17 protein-coding genes are annotated in these 22,049 nt (G+C 71.0%); 8 read left to right on the forward strand and 9 right to left on the reverse strand.

Features of this window, described 5'->3' with window-relative positions:
* Positions 1-6: 6 nt before the first annotated feature.
* The 5 genes from IE207_RS29010 to IE207_RS29030 form a co-directional block, all read right to left on the reverse strand.
* On the reverse strand, positions 7-1,008 hold the full coding sequence (locus tag IE207_RS29010; protein WP_190187287.1) for an NAD-dependent epimerase/dehydratase family protein: 1,002 nt from the start codon (positions 1,006-1,008) through the stop codon (positions 7-9).
* Positions 1,009-1,437: 429 nt separating this feature from the next.
* Complete coding sequence (locus IE207_RS29015) at positions 1,438-2,967, reverse strand: NHL domain-containing protein (protein WP_190187288.1); 1,530 nt, start codon at positions 2,965-2,967, stop codon at positions 1,438-1,440.
* A gap of 112 nt (positions 2,968-3,079) precedes the next feature.
* Positions 3,080-3,538: a PDZ domain-containing protein gene (locus IE207_RS29020; RefSeq protein ID WP_190187289.1), complete on the reverse strand. Its 459-nt coding sequence runs from the start codon at positions 3,536-3,538 to the stop codon at positions 3,080-3,082.
* 617 nt (positions 3,539-4,155) lie between these two features.
* Entirely contained in the window at positions 4,156-5,994 is a 1,839-nt protein-coding gene (locus tag IE207_RS29025) for an FG-GAP-like repeat-containing protein (protein ID WP_190187290.1), read from the reverse strand.
* A gap of 67 nt (positions 5,995-6,061) precedes the next feature.
* A complete protein-coding gene (locus tag IE207_RS29030; RefSeq protein WP_190187291.1) occupies positions 6,062-6,781 on the reverse strand; it encodes a hypothetical protein in 720 nt (239 codons plus the stop codon).
* Positions 6,782-7,183: 402 nt separating this feature from the next.
* On the opposite strand from IE207_RS29030, the gene IE207_RS29035 reads away from it, so the two are divergent.
* The 4 genes from IE207_RS29035 to IE207_RS33865 all read left to right on the forward strand — a co-directional run bounded on the left by IE207_RS29035 (position 7,184) and on the right by IE207_RS33865 (position 12,425).
* Positions 7,184-8,278, forward strand: coding sequence for a hypothetical protein (locus IE207_RS29035; protein ID WP_190187292.1), 1,095 nt, complete (start codon positions 7,184-7,186; stop codon positions 8,276-8,278).
* Positions 8,279-8,321: 43 nt separating this feature from the next.
* Positions 8,322-8,828: a hypothetical protein gene (locus IE207_RS29040; protein ID WP_190187341.1), complete on the forward strand. Its 507-nt coding sequence runs from the start codon at positions 8,322-8,324 to the stop codon at positions 8,826-8,828.
* Between the two features lie 1,332 nt (positions 8,829-10,160).
* Positions 10,161-12,035: a D-alanyl-D-alanine carboxypeptidase gene (locus IE207_RS33860; protein WP_268250211.1), complete on the forward strand. Its 1,875-nt coding sequence runs from the start codon at positions 10,161-10,163 to the stop codon at positions 12,033-12,035.
* A gap of 255 nt (positions 12,036-12,290) precedes the next feature.
* On the forward strand, positions 12,291-12,425 hold the full coding sequence (locus tag IE207_RS33865; RefSeq protein WP_268250212.1) for a hypothetical protein: 135 nt from the start codon (positions 12,291-12,293) through the stop codon (positions 12,423-12,425).
* Positions 12,426-12,693: 268 nt separating this feature from the next.
* Here IE207_RS33865 and IE207_RS29050 read toward each other — a convergent pair whose 3' ends face one another.
* The 3 genes from IE207_RS29050 to IE207_RS29060 form a co-directional block, all read right to left on the reverse strand.
* Positions 12,694-13,317, reverse strand: a complete 624-nt coding sequence (locus IE207_RS29050) for a hypothetical protein (protein WP_190187293.1) — start codon at positions 13,315-13,317, stop codon at positions 12,694-12,696.
* A 149-nt stretch (positions 13,318-13,466) separates the two neighbouring features.
* Complete coding sequence (locus IE207_RS29055; protein WP_190187294.1) at positions 13,467-14,384, reverse strand: RNA polymerase sigma-70 factor; 918 nt, start codon at positions 14,382-14,384, stop codon at positions 13,467-13,469.
* A complete protein-coding gene (locus IE207_RS29060) occupies positions 14,381-15,568 on the reverse strand; it encodes an NAD(P)/FAD-dependent oxidoreductase (RefSeq protein ID WP_190187295.1) in 1,188 nt (395 codons plus the stop codon). Before IE207_RS29060 ends, IE207_RS29055 begins: the two co-directional genes overlap by 4 nt.
* A 354-nt stretch (positions 15,569-15,922) precedes the next feature.
* Here IE207_RS29060 and IE207_RS29065 point away from each other — a divergent pair, with 354 nt between their 5' ends.
* Positions 15,923-16,216: a hypothetical protein gene (locus IE207_RS29065; RefSeq protein WP_190187296.1), complete on the forward strand. Its 294-nt coding sequence runs from the start codon at positions 15,923-15,925 to the stop codon at positions 16,214-16,216.
* A gap of 360 nt (positions 16,217-16,576) precedes the next feature.
* On the opposite strand, the gene IE207_RS29070 is transcribed toward IE207_RS29065, so the two are convergent.
* Positions 16,577-17,386, reverse strand: a complete 810-nt coding sequence (locus IE207_RS29070) for a hypothetical protein (RefSeq protein ID WP_229874112.1) — start codon at positions 17,384-17,386, stop codon at positions 16,577-16,579.
* Positions 17,387-17,738: 352 nt separating this feature from the next.
* Here IE207_RS29070 and IE207_RS29075 point away from each other — a divergent pair, with 352 nt between their 5' ends.
* Genes IE207_RS29075 through IE207_RS29085 form a run of 3 tightly spaced genes read left to right on the forward strand, consistent with a single transcriptional unit; the run spans position 17,739 to position 22,036 of the window.
* Complete coding sequence (locus IE207_RS29075) at positions 17,739-19,952, forward strand: HAMP domain-containing protein (protein WP_190187298.1); 2,214 nt, start codon at positions 17,739-17,741, stop codon at positions 19,950-19,952.
* A gap of 6 nt (positions 19,953-19,958) precedes the next feature.
* Positions 19,959-21,557, forward strand: a complete 1,599-nt coding sequence (gene pgsB / locus IE207_RS29080; RefSeq protein WP_229874114.1) for a poly-gamma-glutamate synthase PgsB — start codon at positions 19,959-19,961, stop codon at positions 21,555-21,557.
* A complete protein-coding gene (locus tag IE207_RS29085) occupies positions 21,554-22,036 on the forward strand; it encodes a poly-gamma-glutamate biosynthesis protein PgsC/CapC (RefSeq protein ID WP_136213015.1) in 483 nt (160 codons plus the stop codon). Before pgsB ends, IE207_RS29085 begins: the two co-directional genes overlap by 4 nt.
* Positions 22,037-22,049 lie beyond the last annotated feature (13 nt).

A 22,049-nucleotide genomic window follows, 5' to 3' on the forward strand; every position in this document is an offset into this window, starting at 1 on the left:
GCGCGACTACTCCCGCACCGCCCTGCTCCATGCCTCCAGCAGTTCCCGCTCGCGCTCGCCGCTGAGACCGGCCCGGCGAGGCCGGTCCAGACCTTGCTCCCGCTCCCAGCGCAGGGTGTCCGCCAGCAGCTCCGCCCGGGGCCGGTGTCGAAGGCCCGCCGCACCGGCCGAGGAACCGTTGCGGGCGCTGAAGCCGACCCAGTCCGGGTCGGCCATCCACATCGCGAGCGATTCCGGGCCCATGAACTGCCCCACCTCCTGCTCGAGCAGCCAGTCGGCGCCGGCCTTCACCACCGGCCCGGTGTGCCCGCCGACCTCCCGGGACAGTGCGACCCACTCACCGAACGGCACGATCGGGCCGACCGCGTCGTACACTCCGGTCGTCCCCTTCTCCGCACAGTCGAGCAACCACGCCGCGAGGTCCCGCGCGTCCACTGCCTGCGTCGCGACATCGGACGATGCGGGTACCAGCAGTGGCGCCAGCGGCTCGCGCGCCGCACGGCCGACCCAGTAGCCGGTGCGGCCGCTGTGGTCACCGGGGCCGCCGATCAGTCCGGCCCTCGCGATGAGGAGCCGATCGCCCACCGCAGCCGCCGAGGCCTCCTCACACGCCACCTTGGCCTCCCCGTACTCCTCACGGTCGACCTCGTCCCCCTTGGCCGCCGGGAGCAGAGACGCCGACTCGTTCGCGTCCACCTGCGCGTGCGAGGCGTACGCGCTGATCGAAGACACGTACGCCCAGTGGGCCGCCCTCGCCCCGAGCGCCGCCAGCGCCCCGCGGACGAAGCCCGGCTGCCACGAGACCTCGACCACGGCGTCCCAGTCCCTGCCCTCCAGGCCTTCGTACGCCGACGGGTCACGCCTGTCCGCGGCGACCAGCACCGCACCCTCGGCCACGGCGCCACTCTCCCCGCGGGCCAGGCAAGTCACCCGATGCCCACGGTCCAGTGCCTGCCGCGAAACCTCGCGGCCGACCCACGCCGTCCCGCCCAACACCAAGATATTCATCGGATCACTCAAACACGGACGACGAGCCTGGGCCCCCTGCTTCGCCCAGGGCATAGTGATCCGCCGGGAAGGCCTACTTGACGCGGTGGGCCGCGCGCGGGCACCTGCACCACGACCAGGCCGGCCACTGCCCGAGCAACCCCACCGGGCCCCGCGCCCGCCGAGGCCGGCCCGTGGCCCGGGCGACCACGACGCACAGCAGCGGGGTTTCGTCGAGCCCACGCAGGACGGGCACGATGGCCTCCGCGCCTGGCATCACGCCCGACCCGAGCCCGCGAGGTCGAGTCCCGCCACCTGCGGCCGCTCCTGGACGGACGCGAGGACACCAGGCGCCGCCAGGACCTGGACGAGCGTGCCCCCGGCGCCCGGCTGAAAGGGCAGGGGCAGGGCAGGGTCGGCGAGGCCGCTCCTGCCCCCCCTGCTCGTGCGTCACACCGGCAGCAACTGCCACTGCCTGCCACGGTGGTCGCCATCCGCCCAGCGCTGCGTGATCACCACTGGCGCGTTGGTCTCGACGCTCAGAAGCAGACCGCTGTTCCGGTTCGCGATCTCGAAGACCCGGGGGTCGTCGGCCACGCCGCCCACCGGGATCAACCGCCACTGCTGATGGTGCGCCTCGTCGCCTTCGTAGGCGCGCTGCGCGAGGACCACCCCGGCCGTCCCCCGGGCTTCGTCGACCTCCAAAACCTTCCCGCTGCGCACGTTCTCCATCGTGTACACCACGCCGCCGCCGTCGCTCGCCCCGGCTACGACCAGCCGCCAGCGCTGCGACTGGCGGGGAGCGGCAAGCGACTGCTGGATCTTGGCCCCGTCCTTGAGCGACTCGCGCGTGACCCCGATCCGCAGCCTGCTTCGGACGCTCGCCCAGGAAACGACCGTGCCTGATTCCGGCAGTCCTGCCATGGCGGCCGCCGCGACCTTCCGGACGCGGTTGTTGACGTAGTCGGCGATGTAGAGGGCGCCAACGCAGTCGACCGCGAGCCCGAACGGGTAGTTCAGCTGGGCGGAGGCGGCGGGGCCGCCGTCACCGCTGAAGCCGTCGGTGCCCGTGCCCGCGACCGTGCTGATCGTGCCGTCCCCGGCGATCCTGCGGACCCGGTGGTTGTTGTGGTCGGAGACGTAGAGGGTGCCGGTGGTGTCGGCCACCACGCCCAGGGGGAAGTCCAGCCGGGCGGAGGCCGCAGGGCCGCCGTCACCGCTGAAGCCGTCGGTGCCCGTGCCCGCGACCGTGCTGATCGTGCCGTCCCCGGTGACCCTGCGGACCCGGTGGTTCTCGGCATCGGTGATGTAGAGGTCGCCGGCGCCGTCCACCGCAACGCCGTACGGGCTGTTCAGCTGAGCGGCGGCGGCAGGCCCCCCGTCGCCGGAGAACCCCGGGGTTCCGGTCCCGGCGACTGTGCGGATCTGCCCGTCCGGTGTGACCTGCCTGACCCGGTGGTTGTCGGTATCGGTGATGTAGAGGTTGCCGGTGCCGTCCACTGCGACCCCGTACGGACAGTTCAACTCGGCGGCAACGGCGAGGCCGCCGTCACCGCTGAACCCGGCAGTGCCCGTGCCGGCGACTGTGCCGATCTGTCCGTCGGCCGTGACCTTGCGGATCCGGTGGTTCTCGGAATCGGCGATGTAGAGGTTCCCGGCACGGTCCACCGCCACCTCACGCGGGCCGTCCAGCCGGGCTGAGAGGGCCGGGCCCCGATCGCCCCCGAACCCGGCGGTGCCGGTCCCTGCCACCGTGCGGATCCTGCCGTCCGTGGTGACCCTCCGGACCCGGTGATTGTTGTAGTCGGAGAAGTAGAGGGTGCCCGTGCTGTCCATCGCGAGGCCGTAGGGACGGTCGAGCCGGGCCGCGACAGCGGGCCCGTCGTCTCCTGAGGCCCCGGCATCTCCGGTACCGGCGACCGTGGTGATCTCGGGGGCGAGGTCTTCACCCTCCGTTGCTGCTGTCTTGGCCTTGCTCATGATCATCCCCTCACCGTGTGCCGGCCGGCCGGGACGGAGGCCCTGCCGGTCGTGTCCGAAGGCCGCAGGAGCGGCAGGCGGCAAGCGCGCCCGCGCGTGGACGTCGTGGCGATCACTCGTCGACCGTGTACTGCAAGGTCGTCTGGGTACCGTTGCGCGTGATGCTCACGGGCACCGCGATTCCGGCTCGCTTACCGGCGAGGACGGCGCTGAGGGATGCCGCCGACGTGACGGGCTGACCGTCGACGGAGGTGATGATGTCCTTGTCCCTGAACCCTGCGGCGGCGGCATTCAGATCGGGGTCGACGAAACGAACCCGGGCGCCTCCTCCCCCGGGGACGCTGCTGACGTACCCGCCGAAGGCCCCGGGAGTGCCCTCAGTGATGTTGACGGTCCAGTCCACCGCCACACCTTCGAAGGTGAGAGTGCCGGTGAACCGGCCACCTGCCATGGGCGCGTCGTCTGCGGCGACAACGTCGACCTTCCAGGGCCGGCTCCACACCCAGTTGTTGCTCTGCATCGAGAAGCCGGCGGACGAGCCGTCGGGGGCGATGGACACGGGGCAGCTCATGCCGCTGCACCAGGGGTCCACCCGGACAATGCGCGTGTACTGCGGAGCCTGGATCTGCACGTGCCCCGGACTGGAGCGGACCCGCCCGTCCGGCGGGAACTCGACCGTCCTGGCCGGCCCCGGGGCATCGAGATCGGGGACAGACGACGGAGGCGTGGGCGCACGGAGCGCCGTGACCGCACCGGGAGCGGCCGCAGCAGTGGCTCCGGGCGCCAGCCCTCCGAGCAGCAAGCTCGCTCCCAGCGCGAGCACCGTACATGCCGCTGTGGACCTACGCATGGATTCTCCCCAACTTGAAATACGCCGAGTAGTTGGTCGATTGCACACGACATGGACGCATCCGTAGTCGGACGGACATCCTCTGAGTGCGCCACGGTCGTGCAGTTCGACAGCGATACCCCGAGCAGGGGCGCGCGCTGTGTCTCACCCCCAGGGGCGAGAGTCCTCGGCCCGTGTACGGGCAGCGAGACGTTCTGGGTGACCGGACCGGTGCCGTAGCACTGGGCCGGCCGGGGTGGCCGGGTTCCGCGGCGGGGGCCGCATCCATGCGCCGTACACAAGACGGCAACCTGGTGACTCGTTGTCGAGATGCCGCTGTCGGTGTTTCAACTCAGGGCCTATCGGGTTCGGAAGCGGCGGTAGAGGTTGCGGGCCACGTACACGCCCGGTCCTCCGAAGCCGACGATGTCGAGCCGGCCGTCGCCGGTGATGTCCGCGAGGAAGCGGGGGTGGTGACCGACCCGCCAGGCGCCGGCATCGTCGTTGTACCCGAAGCCGGGGCAGACCAGCTGTGCCTGCTCGAACCTGCCGTCGCCGAGGCTGTGCGACACCCAGACGCCCTCATTGCCGAAGCCGACGATGTCGGGGTTTCCGTCACCGGTGACGTCGGCGAGAAAGCGCAGGTGCTTCCTCGCGTCCCACCCCTGAGCGGTCCCGAAGTCGTTCAGGACGAGCTTCGAGGGCTCGAAGGTGCCGTCGTCGAGGCCGCGCGCGACGACGACGCCGTGGGGGCCGAAGCCGACGATGTCCGTCGCCCCGTCGCCGGTGGTCCTCAGCAGGAACCGGGGGTGCTCCTCCGCCGACGTCCACCCCTGGTCGGTCCCGAAGTCGTCGAGGACGTACAGGGGTTCGGCGAACTTTCCGTCCTCGTCCTGGAGGGAGACCCAGACGCCGTCGTCGTGGCAGCCGACGATGTCGAGCCGGCCGTCGCCGGTGGTGTCGGCCAGGAAGCGGGGATGCTTGTCCGCCAGCCACCCGCCGGCCTTCTCGTCGTGGCCGAACGCACGGAGAGCGGGCTCGTCGGGCAATGGCGCGAACTTTCCGTACTCGTCCTGGAGGGAGACCCAGACGCCGTCGTCGTGGCAGCCGACGATGTCGAGCCGGCCGTCGCCGGTGGTGTCGGCCAGAAAGCGGGGATGCTTGTCCGCCAGCCACCCGCCGGCCTGATCGCCGTGGCCGAACGCCTTGAGGGCCGGCCCGCCGCCCGCGGGCGCGAAGGTCCCGTCCTCCTCCTGGGCGGACACCCGCACACCGTCGGCTGCCAGCACCACGATGCCGGGCCTGCCTTCGCCCGTGATGTCGGCCAGGGTCCACAGGTCCGCAGCACTCGGGGAGGGCGCGGGCGGGTGCAGGACGCGTTCCTCGTCCTCGAACGTGCCGTTGCCTCGCGCGGCCGCTGTCACGGCCCCCTTGGCCGGCTTGAGCGCGACGATGTCCGCCGGCGCCTTTCCGGCGGTTTCGGCGAGGAACCGCGCGCCGAGCCCGGCCCACGAGCCCGGCTGTGCGCCGGGGCGGGGCGCGGCCCCTTCGCTCTTCCAGCCGCCGGCGTCCTGGTCGGTTCCGAACCGGTCGAGGACCAGCAGCAGATCGCTGAACGAAGGTGTCGCGTCGGATGCGGGCCGCAGCGCCGCCGAGGGGGCCAGCCGCCAGGACTGCCGTCCGTTCCAGTGCCCAAGCCGCGCCCACCGCAGCACCGGGTCGCTGACGCGCTCGGGCTCGGCCGGCACGAGACGCCACCGCTGACTCTCCGCGTCCTCGTCGTACGCGCGCACGACGACCGGGGTGCCGCTCTCACCGGAAGCATCGCGGTCGAGGTCGAGGACGGTGTCGTCAGCCGCGCTCTCGATGAAGTAGAGGGCGGCTTCGCCCTCGACGGGGACGAGGCGCCACTGCTGGGTCTTCTTGCCGTCGGCCGCCTCTTCCTGACGGACGCCGCCGCCTGCGGCGGCGGGCTGCTCAAGGGCCTTCCCGCCGGTCACGTTGCGGATCACGTAGACCCGCTCGTCCTGCGCGGACTGCACGGGAAGGATCCGCCACTGCTCCGGGGCCGGACCGTCCTCGGGGAGCTCACGGACGACGACCGGCCCGCCCTGCCCCGGTGTGGCCCTGCCGTCGAGGATCTCCCCCGTGGCGGCGTTGACGATCTCCAGTTTCAGTTCTTCCGTGGGCACGGGCATCGTGGTGCCTCTTCCAGGCGGTGCGGACGGTGGCTCGGGACGGGTGTCGTACGGCGGTGGCCGCGGATCACGTGAAGACGTGGTGGTACGGGACATTCCACTCGCTGGGCAGGCGCGGGTAGAACGTGTTGATGACCGTCCCGGTGAAGTCCCCGCCCCAGTTGTGAGTGAGGCTCACCTCGCTGTTGGCGGTCACCGCGTGGTCCTTGAAGCCGAGGATGGTGTCGGGGTGGGTGATGGGCACGAAGGTGATGCCGCCCCACGGAGTGACCGTGACGACCCAGAGCTGGGTGTCCTCGGGTGCGCCGTTCTTCCCCCGCCACTTGTCGCCGACCTTGTCGGGCAGGCCGACCTGGACGGTGTCGGCCGTGCTCTGGGGCGCGTCCTGGTGGACGGTGATGCGCCTGCGCTGCGGCTTCGGCATGCCGTCGTCGCCACGTCCGGTGTCGGTTCCGCCCGCGCCGGCGGGCTTGGGCGTCGCCTGGCCGGCGGCGCTCTCGATGAAGTACAGCGGCCGCTGCCCGAAGAAGCCGGCGGGGGTGATGTGCCAGAGGTGGCCCTTGGCCTCCTTGACGGTCTCGTCGAGGGCGGTGGCCAGTTGGACGCCCTTGTCGTGGCTCGCTTCGGCCAGCTCTGCGGGTCGCAGGTAGCCGCCGTTGAAAGCATGGACGAGCATCACCGGACGGTTTTCGACCAGCGCCGCAACGATCGCGTTGTCGTAGCTGTTCACCGCCACCGGGCCGCCGACCACCAAATTGGACATCGCCGTGCGCTCTTGGGTGTACATCGCGGAAACCTCACCTGTCCTGAATGCGGAACACGAAAACTTCGGATGCTCAACGCGACACGCAATGGAGCCGCATCGAAGCGGATCTGACCTTCGAACGGAAGCAGAATGGAGCTGGATGAACGGTCGAAAGCGAAACCACCCCTGCGGTAGCGCCTGGGGTCACGGTACCCATGAGCAAGGTTGACAAGAAGTCATCGATCGAGTGAATGCCGGTGCGGAAAGGTCACTTCACCGGCGTTTCGGAAGTGATTGCCGAAAACCGATCACTCGGTTGAGTGTGACATGCGAAAACGCCTTCCCGCGTGCGGGAGAACGCGATAATTTCGTCCGGCGAACGTGCGTAGTTTTCTTTTTGAATTCACCGAGCGCGGTTCAGCCGAATTAGTTGAGGACGGGTAGATGCCTTCCACCGCATACAGCCTGGTAGAGGCCAGGCGTCAGCCGCTGACGAAGAAGAACCTGCGGGAACTCAACATCGAGCAGATCTGGCAGGCCATTCTGAACCACCCCAACCTGGTCTACGCCGACCCCTCCGGCGTGAAGCACAAGCCGGTCGGGTTCTCCGTGAACAAGTCGAGCTTCGGCACCTTCTCGGGGACCGCGTTCGAGCGGGGCTGGCTCGCCTACATGAACCTCGGGGAGCCGCTGATCGAGGTGCGGGGCGACATCGCCCAGCCCCCGCCCGACACGTTCTCTTCCCGCAGCTACGTCAACCGCAGCGGCGCCGAGATGACCTTTGCCGACTCGGTCGACTTCACCGTCTCCAATGGGGTCACCTGGTCGCTCCAGGGGGACGCCAAACTCACCTTCGGCGGAAGCATCGGTGCCTCGCTCCAGCTACAGCTGCAAAACCAGCTCCGCCTGGACCTGCAGTCGCAGCTCGCGGCGTCGTGCCAGAACGGGACGGCGAACAAGAACGCCAACACGGTGACCAACAAGAACAGCAAGGACAGCGTCGGCGTCGACAACGCCAACACCACCGAGACGTCCGCGAGCAGCTCCGCGACGAACTCCTCGTCGAACACGATGACGAACTCGGTGGGGTTCACCACCTCGGGCAGCGCCACCGGTAACGCGTCTCTCAACGCCCAGTTGGCCTTGGGCATCGCCGCCACGGTCGGCGGCTCCCTGAACACCAGCTGGGCCTCCAAGTCGCAGATCTCCGGCAAGGTGCCGGCGAACTCCCGCGTGCAGACCGTCGTCACCCAGCGGCGCACCCGCAAGCAGTACACCTACGAGATCCCGGTGACCTTCTCCGGGCTGATCGCGGTGCAGTACGCCGTGCCGGTGGCGGTCCTGTCCCCTCCGCAGCCCGGCACCTACCCCGGCCTCAGCCACATGGTCGCCCGCGACGTCAACGACGTCGACCTGACACCCGGCGGCTTCCGAATGAAGGGACTGGCCGAGGTCGTCTCCGCCCTGGACGTCCACCACACCATGTTCGACGTTGAGGCCCTGACCGTCAGCCAGCAGACCCTTTACAAGCAGCCCTGACCACGCGGCACCGCCGCCACGACGAGGACCAGAGGTGACGACCATCGTGTTCGACAACATCTTCAACGCCGCCGGCAAGGGCGCGGGGCTCTTCTCCGTGACCACCGACAGCACGAAGCCGCAGCCAGGTGAGGACGTCGACTTCGAGGACAGCAACGACGGCACGTACGACGACACGAGCGCCAGCCTGTTCAACAACGCGATCCACGGGGCCTCCTCCCGCGCGAAGATCGTGCAGGAGACCTCCCCCGAGGCGCGGGCCGTCCTCGGCTTCCTCGGCTCCTTCATCCAGACCACCCAGGCATCCGCCGGCGCGCAGGCCCAGTACGCCCGGGACCCCGGCTCGGTCACGAACGCAGCCTCCGCCGGCATGAAGGACGCGAGCGCGACGGTGAGGCAGTACGGCGACCTTCAGAAGGACGAGGATCTGGAGAACAGGCCGAAGAAGGCCGACTTCGACAAGCCCCCCAAGACCCCGGAGGCTCCAAAGGCTCCGGAGGCACCCAAGGCGCCCAAGGCAACCGCGGAAAAGCCGTCCCGCTCCGAGTAGGCCGGAGGTGTGCGGGAAGCCCGAACTCCTCCTCGGGGACGGCGAACTGGCCATCGGTGACGGCCGGTCGCAGGGCGCGCCGCACCCATCAAGCGCAAGGCCTCCCAGAACCGCCCCGGCCGCGCCGAAACAACCCGCAGAACGCCGGAGCTGACAACACCACCGCGAAGGCACCGGCATGCACGACGACGGCCGCGCCGGCCTATGTCGTGCCCGGGATCGCCGTCCACGGCCGCGATCCCGGCCCGACCTGGCCCGCGCCCTCAACCTCGCCCACCTCGAGGGCCACCCCGCCCGGCACGACGCCGTCCTGCGGGCAGGGCTCCAACTGACCCACGAGGACCTCGCCCACCACGCCCGGGACGGCGGCACTCCCCCGACTGGCCGCACTCCACCATGGGTCTGAACCGGACGGGCCCGTTCGGCCCGGCCGGAGTATGACCGTACTGTCACAAGATCGGGTCGCGGGAACGAACGGGGAACCTCTTACATCTAGCCAATCAGCGGGCGTCTGCGGGGCCCGCCTGACGGAATCGGCAAGAACCGGCCGGGTTGGCCGGGGGCGAGTGGCAAGGCGGGGCAGGAATGAAGGCGGTAGCGGTGGCGGGCGGTTCCCCGGACACTCCGAAGTCTCCGGAGACGGAAGGGACCGAGCTCCCGGGAACGCAGAACACGCCTCCCGAACCCCCGAGCGACACCCCCCGGCCCACGCCGGACTCCACCACGGGGACGGACCCGGACAAGACGTCCGCTGACGACGCCCGGGACGCCGAGCCCCACGAGGGTCCGCGGGGTGAACCCGTGGCTGAGGCTGACGCGCCCGAGACCGTCCTCGCGGTGGGCGAGCGGGGCGGGACTGCGGCGGAAGTAGAGGCGGACGAAGAGGCGGAAGGCGAGTCGGAGGCCTCCACCGACGCCGAGGCGGAAGCCGGGACCGGACTCGAGGTCGCCACGGAGATCGGGTCCGTCGACGGAGCTCTGGCCGAAGCGGCGGCGAGGTCAGAAGCCGGGACGGAGGCCGGCGAGACCGCGCCCGGGGCTCCGGCGGCACTGCCCGACGCGATTGCCACGTGCGGGGCCGTACCCGGGACTGCGGCCGCGGAGGGGGACGTACCGGCGTCCGGTGCCGAGGCCAACGATGGGGCGGCATCCGCCCGGTCCGCGGCAGCCACCGGCGAACCCGCACCCGGGACCGAGAGGACGGCGGCCTCGGACGGGGATGCACCCGCGTCCAAAACAGCGGTTGGCGGGCCTGCATCCGAGGCCGAGGCCGGGGCCGAGGGCACCAGTGGGAGTGTCTCTGCCCCCCGGGTCGCGGACGCTGACGGGGACGTGACCAAGTCCGACGCGGTAGCCGACGGCGGGGGCACGCCCCAGGCTGAGGTTGGCGGCCGGGACGTACGCCTTGCCGCGCCCGAGCCTGCGGTCGGCGCGGATGGCGTGGATGGCGCGGGCACAGTCGACGAGCAGGACGAGGCGGCCGAGGAGTCCGCAGAGGCAGCCGGTCCGGACGACGACGCGGGCCGGGAAGACCGGCCGGTGCCGTCCTGGGCTCGGGACGACGAGGCCGACGCCGAGCGGACCAGCCAGTTCGTGGCCCTGAAGGACCTCGACGCCCCGACGGAGAAGGCACGTTTGCCGCGCGTCGTACCGCCGAACCCCGCCCCGGGCCGGACCTCGGCCACGCCCACTACCCGGCCCGGGATCCCGGCGCCGGCCCCGGGCCGGACCCCGACCCCGGGCCCGGCCCCGGCAGCGAGCCCGGGGGCCGGCCGGGCTTCGGCTCGGCCCGGGGGGCCCGCCCGTACGCCGGCGGGGACCGCGGAGCCGGCCGCCACGCCCGCCCCGGAGGGCCCCGCGCCGCACCCCGTCGTCGAGCGCACCCGCGAGGTGCCGGTCCCGCCGCGGCCCCCGCTGGATCTGCTGGCCGAGCTCACCAACAACCCGCCTCCGCCCGAGACCCCGCGCCGCACCGTCGTCCGGCGCGTGAAGATCTGGACCCCGATACTCCTGCTCCTCGCCGGCGCCGCCATCGGCGGGCAGTTGCTGCGTCCGCTGCCCGCCCCCCGGGTCGTCGCGGCCGAGCAGACGCACACCCTTGGCGGGCAGTTCTCCGTACCGTGGCCCGCCAAGGGCCAGGGTGCCGTACGCGTGCCCGGCTCCGGCGACATCGGTGCCTTCGGCGAGCAGAAGCCCGTACCCACCGCCAGCGTCGCCAAGGTCATGACGGCCTACGTCATCCTCAAGAACCACCCGCTCCGCAAGACCGAGGCAGGCCCCCAGATCGAGGTCGACGCGAAGGCCGTCACGGACGGCACCTCCGACGACGAATCCCGGATCGAGGGCTTCGTCGCCGGGGCGAAGTTCGGCCAGCAGGACATGCTGAGGATGCTCATGCTCAAGTCGGCCAACAACGTGGCCCGGCTGCTGGCGCGCTGGGACACCGGCACCGACTCCGAGTCGGCGTTCGTCGGGAAGATGAACGCCGCCGCCCGGGAACTCGGCATGCGGAACACCACGTACACCGACCCCAGCGGTCTGGACGCCGGAACCGTCAGCACCGCCGCCGACCAGCTGAAGCTGGCCGAGGCAGTGATGAAGGACGAGGCGTTCCGCGCCGTGGTCGCCCTGCCGAGCGCCGGGATCAAGGGGCTGTCCGAGACGCTCATCAACAACAACACCCTGCTCACGGTCAACGGCCTCAGTGTCCGCGGCATCAAGACCGGGTCGAACACCCCCGCGGGCGGCACGCTGATGTGGGCGGCGTACAAGTCGGTAGGCGACGAGACCCCGCTGATCCTCGGCACGCTCATGGACCAGCACGCGGACGGCCCGGACCACAACGGGGAGAACAGCCTGAAGCTCGTCCTGGCCAACAGCGAGAAGATCATCGGGTCGGTGCGGCAGGCGCTCGACTCGGCGCCGGTCATCCGCAAGGGCCAGACGGTCGGCCACGTGGACGACGGCCTCGGTGGCCGTACCCCGCTGGTGGCCACGAAAGACCTGAGTGTGATCGGCGTACCGGGCCAGCAGTTGCAGCTGGCCCTGCGGCCGGGCGCTTCCGGGACCCCGCACGCCGCGAAGGCGGGAACCGAGGTCGGCGTCCTGACGGTCGGTACCGGGGAGGGCGCGAAGTACGTCCCCGTGGCGCTCGGAACCCGGCTTGCCGAGCCCTCCTTCACGTCACGGGTCACCCGCCTGCGCTGACCGAAGGGCGCCCGCGAGCCCGGTGCCCGGTACGGACGGTACGACACCGACCCCCGTACCGGGCACCGGCGTCACGCGTCCGGCGTCCCCGGATGTGGACGGGAGCGGGCAGTACCGGACAGCCACGGCCCCCGGGTCTGAGCGCACGACGACCGCGCCGTCACTCCATGCGGCTCCTGGCCGTGCGGAGCAGGTCGAGGGCGGAGGCGACGGTGACAGTGGCCGTGGTACCGACCCCCGACGACCACACGTCCGTTGTCGTCGGTCTTGTACGCCTCGGCGTCGATCTCCGACGCGGGCCGGGATTTCGGTTCGGGGCAGTACGTCCCGGCGGTGTCCGACCTGAAGGAGACCGTCCAGAAGTCCTCGGGGGACTTCGGGGGCCGGTAGCGGCACTCGAACCCGTACCGTCCTTCCGAGCCCGCCGCCACGAGCGGAACGCCGACCGACTTCTCCACCACGGCCTTGGGCAGCATGTCGCAGGGGCGATTCCAGGAGACGGGCGCCTCGTCGCCGCCGCTGCCGCACCCGGTGAGCACGAGCGATGCGCCCATCGCCAAGGCACTCACCCGACGCCCGGTCAAGGCGCCACGCGTATCGAACGGCCGTCCGTACAGGATGTGCAACGCATGGGCCGGGTGCCCCTCGCGGCTGACTGCTAGGGCAGACCCACCAGCCCCCAACCGTGGCGCGCAGCCCCGGTGGTCACGTCGCCCCATTCACGCAGAAGCGCGGTGAAGTCCTCGAAGGTGTCCGGACGGCCTGCCCAGCCCGCGCACTCGGCGGCGAACGGGCCGCGTAGCTCCTCCAGGCGGGACTCCACCTGCGTCCAGGCGCGGGCCTTGCCAGGCAGGGCCTCGGGCGGGCACGCCAGAAGGACACGCGGGTGCCAGCGGTCATTGGGCGCCGGGAAGAACCCTTCGCCGCCAGTCAGCGCAGGATCGTCTTCCGGGTCCGCGTCCCAGATCAGATCGATGAGAAAGGTGTCCATCGCCTCGCGCACGAACCCGTCGACGAGAGGCCGCATGTCAGCCCACGCATCCCCCGCGCGGGCGTGCGGTCGGAAGGCACCAGTGGTGGTGAAGAAGTCGTACTCGGCGCACCATGCGGACTCCCGGTCCGGCAGCCACACCCAGCCGCCGCTCCGCGCGCCGGTGTGGTACTCGCCGTCAAGCTCTGGCGGCCGGAGGGCGGCATCCGCCAGTGCCTCAATCCGCTTCTCGACGGGTATGGCGCTCAAGCACTTCCAGTCCGCCATGAACAGCATGAGATCCAAACCCATGACGGCAGCATAAGCAGGCCCGGCGTGGGAACCCCAGACCGGCCGGCACTCCACGATGACGTACGCGCCGCCGACGTCGTACCGTCTCCTGATGGCCAGCCGCTCGCCGTGCTCGCCGGCTACTGCTTCACCATCCCCGATCGGGCGGCTCAGGAGAGTTCGTGCCGGGTGCCGTCGGCGACGGCGTGGAGCTTGTCGGGGTTGGCCACGTTGTGGATGGTCGAGATGCGGCCCTCCGCGTCGAAGTCGAAGGTCAGCGTCGCGATCACGCGGTCCGGGGCACGGAAGACCAGCCCCGGGCCGCCGTTGATCCAGGTGAGCTCCGCCCGCATCTGACCGGGCTCGATGCCCTGGTAGGTCACGGTGCCGAGCGCGGCGAACCAACCGGCCACGGTCTTCATGCCGACGACCGGCTTGAGGGCCTGGCGGACCTTGCCGCCACCGTCGGTCCACAGCGTCACGTCCGGGGAGAGCACCTCCATGAGGGTGTTGAGGTCGCCGCCCGTCGTCGCCGCGAAGAAACGCTCGGTGACGTGACGTTGGTGCGCTCGGTCCGTTGTGAAGCGGGGCCGGCGGGCTTGGACGTGCTCGCGGGCGCGGTGTGCGGCCTGCCGCACCGCCGCCTCAGAACGTTCCACCGCCTGGGCGATCTCCACGTAACTGAACGCGAAGACTTCCTTCAGTACGAAGACCGCGCGCTCCAGCGGACTCAGTGTCTCCAGCACCACCAGCAGGGCCATCGAGACCGAGTCCGCCGCAGCGGCGCCGTCGGCGGTGTCCGGGCCGGTGAGGATCGGCTCGGGCAGCCAGGGACCCACGTAGGTCTCGCGCTGGTGGCGGGTCGAACGAAGTCGCTCCATCGCCAGGTTGGAGACGATCCGGGTCAGATAGGCCTTGGGGTCGGCGACCTGGGAACGGTCGGCCGCCGACCACTTCAACCATGCGTCCTGGACGACGTCCTCGGCGTCGGCGGCCGTGCCGAGGATGCGGTAGCCGACGGAGAAGAGCAGGGTGCGGTACTGCTGGAAGGCGAGGTGGTCGGAACCGTCCTGCTGCGGCTGGGTCACTTCGCACTCCTGATCCGGGTGTAGCGGCCGCCGTGCGGCCAGAGGGCGCCCGCGGCGGGCATCTTCTTCATGCGGGCGAAGGTCGGCCACGGCGCTGCGGTGACCGTCTCCTTGTACTTCGCGGCCCGCTTGCCGGTCAGCACGATCCGGCGCGGGCTGTCGTCGGGACGGGTGAACTGCACGACGGCGTCGTTCCTGCCCAGGCTGACGGGGGTGTGGTAGTAGCCGAAGCGGAAGGGCTTGGGCTCCTTGCCGGCCAGCACCCGCAGGATCGACAGGGCCGCGTGCACGCCGGTGGGCATGCCGCCCTGGCAGGTCCCGTGCATCACTCCGTAGCCCTGACGGATCGCCGCCGCGTCGCCCACGGCGTATACGTCCGGGTGGGAGACCGAGCGCAGTGCGCTGTCGGTGACCACCCGGCCGCGCTCGTCCACGGTCAGGCCCGCGGCCGCGGCCAGCGGTGAGACGCGAGTGCCGCTGGTCCACAGCACCGCGGCCGCCGGGATGCTGGAGCCGTCCGCGAGCTCGACGCAGTCCGGCAGCACCTTCACCACCTCGACGCCGCTGCGCACCCGCACGCCGAGCCGGGCGAGCGCCGCGTCCAGGTGTGCCTTGGCCTTCGGGTGCATGCTCGCGCCCGGCTCCCCCCGGCCCAGCAGTACCACCTGGAGCTCCGGGTGCCGCTCGGCGATCTCCGCGGCGGCCTCGATGCCGGTGAGGCCGCTGCCGCCGATCACGACTGTCCCCCCGTCGAGCCGGGTCAGCCGGTCGGCGAGGAGAGCGGCGTCCTGCGGGCTGTTGAGGGTGTAGGCGTGGTCGTCCACGCCGGGGACGGAGGCGGTGTCCGCGATGCTGCCCAGGCCGTAGACCAGGGTGTCGTAGCGCAGGAGCCGGTCGTCGTCGATCCGGACGGTTTTGGCCTCCGTGTCCACGGCGGTGACCCAGCCGCGGACGAACTCGGCGCCGGTGCCGTCCAGCAGCTCCGGGATGTTCGGCTTGGCCGTCTCCTGGCCGGTGGCGGTCATGTGCAGCCGGAGCCGCTCGGTGAAGGTGTCGTAGGGGTTGACCAGCGTCACTCGCAGGTTGCCGCGCTTCCTGGTGCGGGCCGCGAGTTGTATCACGGTGCCGAGCCCGGCGTAGCCGGCGCCCATGACCAGGACCTCGTGCCGCGTTGTCGTGTTCATCGCTCTGCTGCCTCTTTCGTGTGGACCGTTCCCGCGTTGCGGACGACCACCAGACGCAAGCTGCCCTTCCGTTCGTGACATGGGGCCGATGTGACCCGCGTCACCTCGTGGAGAGAGGGCGGACGCAACGCGGCAACAGCCCCCCCGGAGCACCGCGACGCAGCATTCAACCATGATCGACTGGCTCTGCGCGGAAACTGACGGGGCAGCAGGAACCGCACGTCGGCCGGGGCGTCGCCGATCGCCCGTCCCCACACCTGCGCCGTCCCGCCCGCGAGAGGTTGGCGCGGGTCTTGGACGGCGACCGATCCGTGGCGGGCATGCCGGTGGGCCTATCGGGGCACACGGCTGGGCATGGCACCGAAGACCGAACACTTGATGTCCCTGCGGGCCGCACGGCAGTTGCGCCGGGTCCGGACCGTCTACATCGCGGGGGTCCTGCTGTGGGCGGCATGCGCAGCCTGGACGGGATGGACCCACCCCTGGAGCCGGCAGATGTGGGCCTGTGTGCTCCTCCTGGCGGTTTTCACCGGCCTGCTCGGCACGGCCTCGCTGTGGCTGCGGCGCCTTCAAGCCGCCCCGGGACACAAGCCGGTCCGTCACGCCGCACCGCGGCATGCAGTCACCCCGCGTCATGTGAACGCCTGAATCCGACCCGAGCAGCCCTCTTGTGGCGGAAGGCGTCTCTGGCTGTCAGGCGAGGGGCCGTGTCCCTATGTGATCGACAAACGCGTACAGGGGGCGGAGGCCAGAAAAAGGGGGCCGCGAGGAGTACACCCTCGCCGACGAGGGGCTCGCCGAACTGCGGCACCGGCTGACCGAGACCCAGCCCCAGCCCCAGCCCCAGCCCCAGCGCAACACCCGCAGCGATGTCCTGCTGAGGGTGTTCTTCCTCGGGTGCTGGAGCCGGCCGAGGCGCACGCGTACCTGGCGGACCTGATCGAGGCGACGGCGAAGCGCTGGGAGCGGCGCCGCCGACGCCGTACGGGCGCATCCCGGTCGACGTCGTCAGCCCGTGGCCCAGTTGTTCGTGAGGGTCGCGATCGCTGCCGCCGTCCGGTCGAGTCCCTCGTCGTCCCCGCGGACCGTCCTGTTCAGCTCCAGGTGCAGGAACCGTACGTTCTCCCCGGCCGCGACCTGGCCCTGTTCGTTCTCCGTCCCCGAGAGCCGGCACCGTTCGGAGTACGCCGTGCATGCCTGGCGGCCGTCGCGCCGCAGGGCCGCGGTCAACCGGGCGGCGTCCGCCACGGCCTTGTCACCGGCGCCCGTGGAGACCACCGCGTCGCGGCCGGGGAAGGACTCGTTGGCGAAGCCGTGCAACTGGATGCCCGGGAGGTCGCGGCGCATCAGCTCGTCGATCACGCCGTGGAAGACGGAGTCCGTGCGGTGGGCCATGTCGGCCGACCCGTCCTTGGCCGCGTTGCGGTGGGCCCCGGCGATCACCAGCACCCCGCCGGGCGCCCCGCGCAGCACGCGGGCGCCGAGGAGCTCGGTGCGGGCGTCGGCGATGGGGTGGGGAACCTGTACCGACCAGCGCGGGGGGTGGTCGAGGTCCACGTACACCCGGCCCCAGCCGCGGCTGCTGCGGCCCGATTCCCCCGCCCCGTCCGCGACCTCCGCGTACCGTCGGCCGCTGACGCCGTCCGTCACGGCGTGCAGGGTGAAGCCGACGGTCTCGAGCCGTGCCCGTGCGGCCTGCGGGTCACCGTCGAGCAGCAGGGCGACGCCCCGGGTGAGGGTCGATCGTTCCTCGTTCGTGGGGACGCGATAGCCCCCGCGCTCGCCGAAACCCGCGGTGAAGAGGGCGATCCGCCGCACGAGGTCATTGTCGGGGGAGGGCCGTGGCGTCGGCGCGGCCTGCCGAGGGGGCGGGGTCGCGTCCGGCCGCACCAGGAAAAGCGTCAAACCGGTACATAGCAGAGCAAACGCTGCACACAGTGCCGCAATTGTTATTCGCTTGGTCGACTGTGCGCTCATAGTCATATGAAAATAGCGGAGTGGCGCACTCCGTTTACCCGGCGGCACGACAACCCGAGCTTCCCCGGACCGCCCCCGTAACCAAGACCGTCACAATCCCTCGGCCACACCGGCTCCAGGACAGAACGAAGAGGAGCCTCTGTTGGCCGCGTCGCGATCGAGGCGGCGGCGCCGGACCCGCCGTAGGGCGGACATGTCCCTGCTGGGTGGCATCCGCCCGCCCATCGCAGCCATGTCCGCCTTGTTGCTGGCCCTCGCCGCGCTCACCGCGTTCCAACTCGGCCACGTGGGCAAGAGCACAGTACCGCCCGCCGTCCTCACTTCCCAGCAGCATTTCGCCGAGGACGGCGCCATCGCCCTGCGCGCCTCGCTCGACGAGAGCGTCACCGACATCGGCCGGACCGCTTCGCTGTTCAGCGCGGGCGAGCCCGTCTCACCGGACTCGGTGCTCGACAAGCTCGGCAACGTCTACCAGAAGTGGCGCGGCACGGCCGTGATCGAGATCAAGTCGGGACGGCTCGCAGCGCAGCGCGGCGAGAACCTGCCCCTGACCGCCCTCGACCTGACGACCCTCAACGCCCCGAACGGTCTCGCCCCCCGCATGGTGCGGCTCGAAAACGGCGAGACCCGCCTCCTGACCCTGGCCCTGCTCTCCTGGCAGGGTCACCCGCAACAGCTCCTGGTCGCCTCCAGCAGCCTGCGGGTGCCGGGCGTCAGCCTGGGCAAGAGCCGAGCCATCGCCGTGCTCGACGCCTCCGGGCAGGTCGTGGACAGCAGCGGCGTCGGCGACGCGGGACGCGAGCGCAAGCAGCTCGACGCGTTCGCGAAGACGACGGCGCAGAAGGCGAAGCAGCATCCGCTCCAGTCCAAGGAGCCGGGCTCCGGCGGCTTCCCCGGCGTCAGCGGCAGTCTGCTGGGAGACGCCGCGTCAGGTCACCGGTCCGTGGCCGGCTATGCCAAGCTCGCCGGACCGGCGCCCGGCGAGGGCACCGATGCCACCGCCCTCGGGCTCACCGTCGTCTCGTTCGTCGGCGTCACCGAACAGGGCTCCGCCGTCGGCGACTCCTTCTTCTGGCTCGCCGCCGCCGGCGCCCTGCTGGTCCTCGGCGCGATCGCGGTGGCCCTGCTCGTCGTCACCGTGCAGCGCCCGCTGCTCCAGCTGTTCCTCGAAAGCCGCCGGATCGGCCGCGGTGACCTGCACCGGCCGGTCACCCTCCCCAAGTACGGCGAGGCGGCCCGCATCGGCGCCGCCCTCGACCGGCTGCGCCGCCAGGCGCTCGGCGAGCCGGGCGCACCCGCCGACGGCCCCCGCCCGGGTCGCCGCGGTCGGATCGGAACGCGCGCCCTGATCGCGGTGTGCGCCGTGCTCCTGCTGGCATGGTCCGCGCCGCTCCTGTTGACGCTCAACCGCGCGGGAACCTCCGTCAAGGTGCCCCAGACGATCGTCGACGACCAGCGCGAGCGCACCGACACCCTCGCCGACCGGGTGCGCCGCGCCCTCAACGAAGGCCACGCCGACCTCACCTCGGTGGCCTCCGTCCTCGGCGCCAAGTCCACCCCTGCCGAGGTGACGGACCTACTGGAACGCACGCGCGCCCAGCACGCGCGGTACGCGTCGCTCTACGTGCTGAGGTCCGACGGCACCGTCATGGCCCGGGCCGGCGGCACGCCCCACCACCTCGGCGGCAAGGCACCCTCCCGCGAACCGGTGACCGTGATCGACAGCGGCCACGAGCCGGTGATCACCGAATACGCCGAGGCGCCCGCCCTGGGCGGCGCGGCGGTGGTCGGCGAGCTTCGCATCGACTTCATCAACGCACTGCTCAGGCGTCCGGGCCTGGGCACGGTCCGCGTGGTCGACGGCAAGCACCGCGTGGTCGGCGGGAACAGCGGCTACCTCGCCTTCGCGCGACTGCCGAACGACCGGCTCGACGCGCTGGTGACGAGCGCGAACCAGAAGACGGGCAAGGGCCCCGGCGCCCGCGCCGACGTCATCCGCGACGGAGGGACCTCCGTCGCCGCCGCCGCACCGCTGACCGGCGGGGGCCTGGCCCAGCCGCTCGGATGGACGGTCGTCAGCATGCAACCCGCCAAGGGCCTGGAGATCGCCGCGTACACCGCGCAGAACCGCACCGTACTGGCCGGACTGCTCGGCCTCACCGGCGCGGCGGCCTGCCTTGGATGGCTGCACATCATCGTGGTGCGACCGCTGCGCTCCCTCGCCGAGCGGGCGGAGGCCCTCGCCGACGGCGACCGCCGCACCGTGCTCTACCCCACCCACCACGACGAGGTCGGAGCCGTCACCCGCAGCCTCGAAGTCATACGTCAGCAGCTGCAGGAGCAGCGCAAGCGGGACGCCGGCGGTGGCGCCGGCCGGACCGGCGCCGCCCCGGCCGGAAGGAACTGATCCGCCGTGCTCTTCCTCTACTGCGTGCTGCTCGTCAGCTGCCTGGTCATGCTGGTCGCGGGCATCGTCGAGCAGCGGCGGCACTACGCCAACCTCGACCGGATACCCCACCGGGTCCTGGTCAACGGCATCCGCGGCAAGAGTTCGATCACCCGGCTCTGTGCCGGGGCGCTGCGCGGCGGCGGGCTGCGCACGGTCGCCAAGACCACCGGCACCGCGGCGCGCTTCATCCACCCGGACGCCACCGAGGAGCCCGTCTACCGCAAGTTCGGCATCGCCAACGTCGTCGAACAGATCGGCATCGTCCGGCGCGCCGCCGCCTACCGGCCGGACGCGCTGGTCATGGAATGCATGGCGGTCATGCCGGCACTCCAGGAGATCAACCAGTCGAAGCTGATCCAGTCGACCATCGGCGTGCTGTGCAACGTCCGCGAGGACCACGTCGCCGAGATGGGCCCCACGCTCGACGACATCGGGCGCTCCCTGTCGCGGTCGATGCCGCACGGCGGGATCTGCGTCACCGCGGAGAAGGAACGCTTCCACGTCCTCCAGAAGGAGGCGGACGCACGCGACTGCAAGCTCGTCTACGCCGACCCCGACACCGTCAGCGACGAGGAGTTGCGCGGGTTCAGCTGGTTCACCTTCAAGGAGAACGTCGCCATCGCGCTGACCGTCGCCGAGCTGCTCGGCGTCGACCGGGAGACCGCCCTCCAGGGGATGTACGACGCCCCGCCGGACCCGGGCGTGCTGTCCGTGGAACGGTACGTCGCGCCCGGCGGCAAGCGGGTGCGCTTCGCCAACGTCTTCGCCGCGAACGACCCCGAGTCCACGCTGATGAACATCAACCAGCTCCTCGACCTCGGGGCCGTCGACCGCCCGCTGAACGTGGTGATCAACTGCCGGCCGGACCGGGTCGAGCGCAACGGTCAGATGGGTCAGATCGTGCCCGACCTGATGCCCGAGAAGGTTTTCGTGATCGGGCATCCCGCCAAGAGCGCCATCGACGCGATCCCCGCCGAGTGGCGTTCGCGCGCCGTCGACCTCGGGGGCGACCAGCGCGACGGCGAGGAGTTCATGCACGAGCTGCTCGGCCACCTGGGCGAGCAGTCCTCGCTGGTCGCCATCGGCAACATCCACGGTCAGGGGGAGATCCTCCTGGAGCACCTCGCGGAACTCCCCGGCTTCGAGGACGAGCCCGCCCCCGAGCCGGTCCGGCCGGCCCGGACGCAACAGCCCCAGTACGCCCCGCACCTGGACCCGTACGCGGACCTCACCGCCGCTCAGGAGGCGCGGTACGCGCAGCCGCCCGTGCCAAGGCAGTACGTGCGGCAGCAGCCCCCCGGGGAGGCGACGCAGTACCGGCAGCCGACCGACCACCAGCCGCAGTACCCGCAGGCCGACTACCACCAGCCGCCGTACCCCGGGCCCCGGCAGCACCCGCCGCTCGAACAGCCGTGGCCGGGCCAACCGCAGCCGCACGCCCCGCAGCCGTACCCACCGCAGCCGCACCAACCGCATTCACACGACCCGCAGTCGCACGACCCGCAGTGGTACGACCCGCATTGGTACGACCCTCAGCAGCACTATCCAGGAGAGCCCCGTTGATCCCCGCAGTCCTCACCCCCGAGATCGCCGCGATCGGCATCGCACTGGGCCTGCTCTTCTCCCTGCTGTGCTACCTGACCACGAACCTCTCGCCCGGCGGCATGATCACCCCGGGATGGCTCGCCCTCACCCTCATCGAGGACCTGCAGCGGGCGGCCCTCGTCGTGGGCATCACCGTCCTGACGTACGTGCTGACGCTCGTCACGCAGAAGTTCGTGATCCTCTACGGCAAGCGGCTGTTCGCCGCCGTCGTCCTCATCGGCGTGCTCCTGCAAGCCACGGTGGTCATCGTGCTGCAGATGAAGTTCCCCCTGCTGTACGCCAACCAGACCCTCGGTTTCATCGTCCCGGGACTGATCGCCTACCAGCTGGTCCGCCAGCCCAAGGGCGCCACGCTCCTCGCCACCGGGTCCGCGACCCTCATGACCTACGTCGTCCTGACCTCGGGCATCCTGCTGGGCTTCCTGCCGCACGCCTGACCGACGCCGCGCC

The organism is Streptomyces cirratus (assembly GCF_014650775.1).
GTDB lineage: Bacteria > Actinomycetota > Actinomycetes > Streptomycetales > Streptomycetaceae > Streptomyces > Streptomyces cirratus.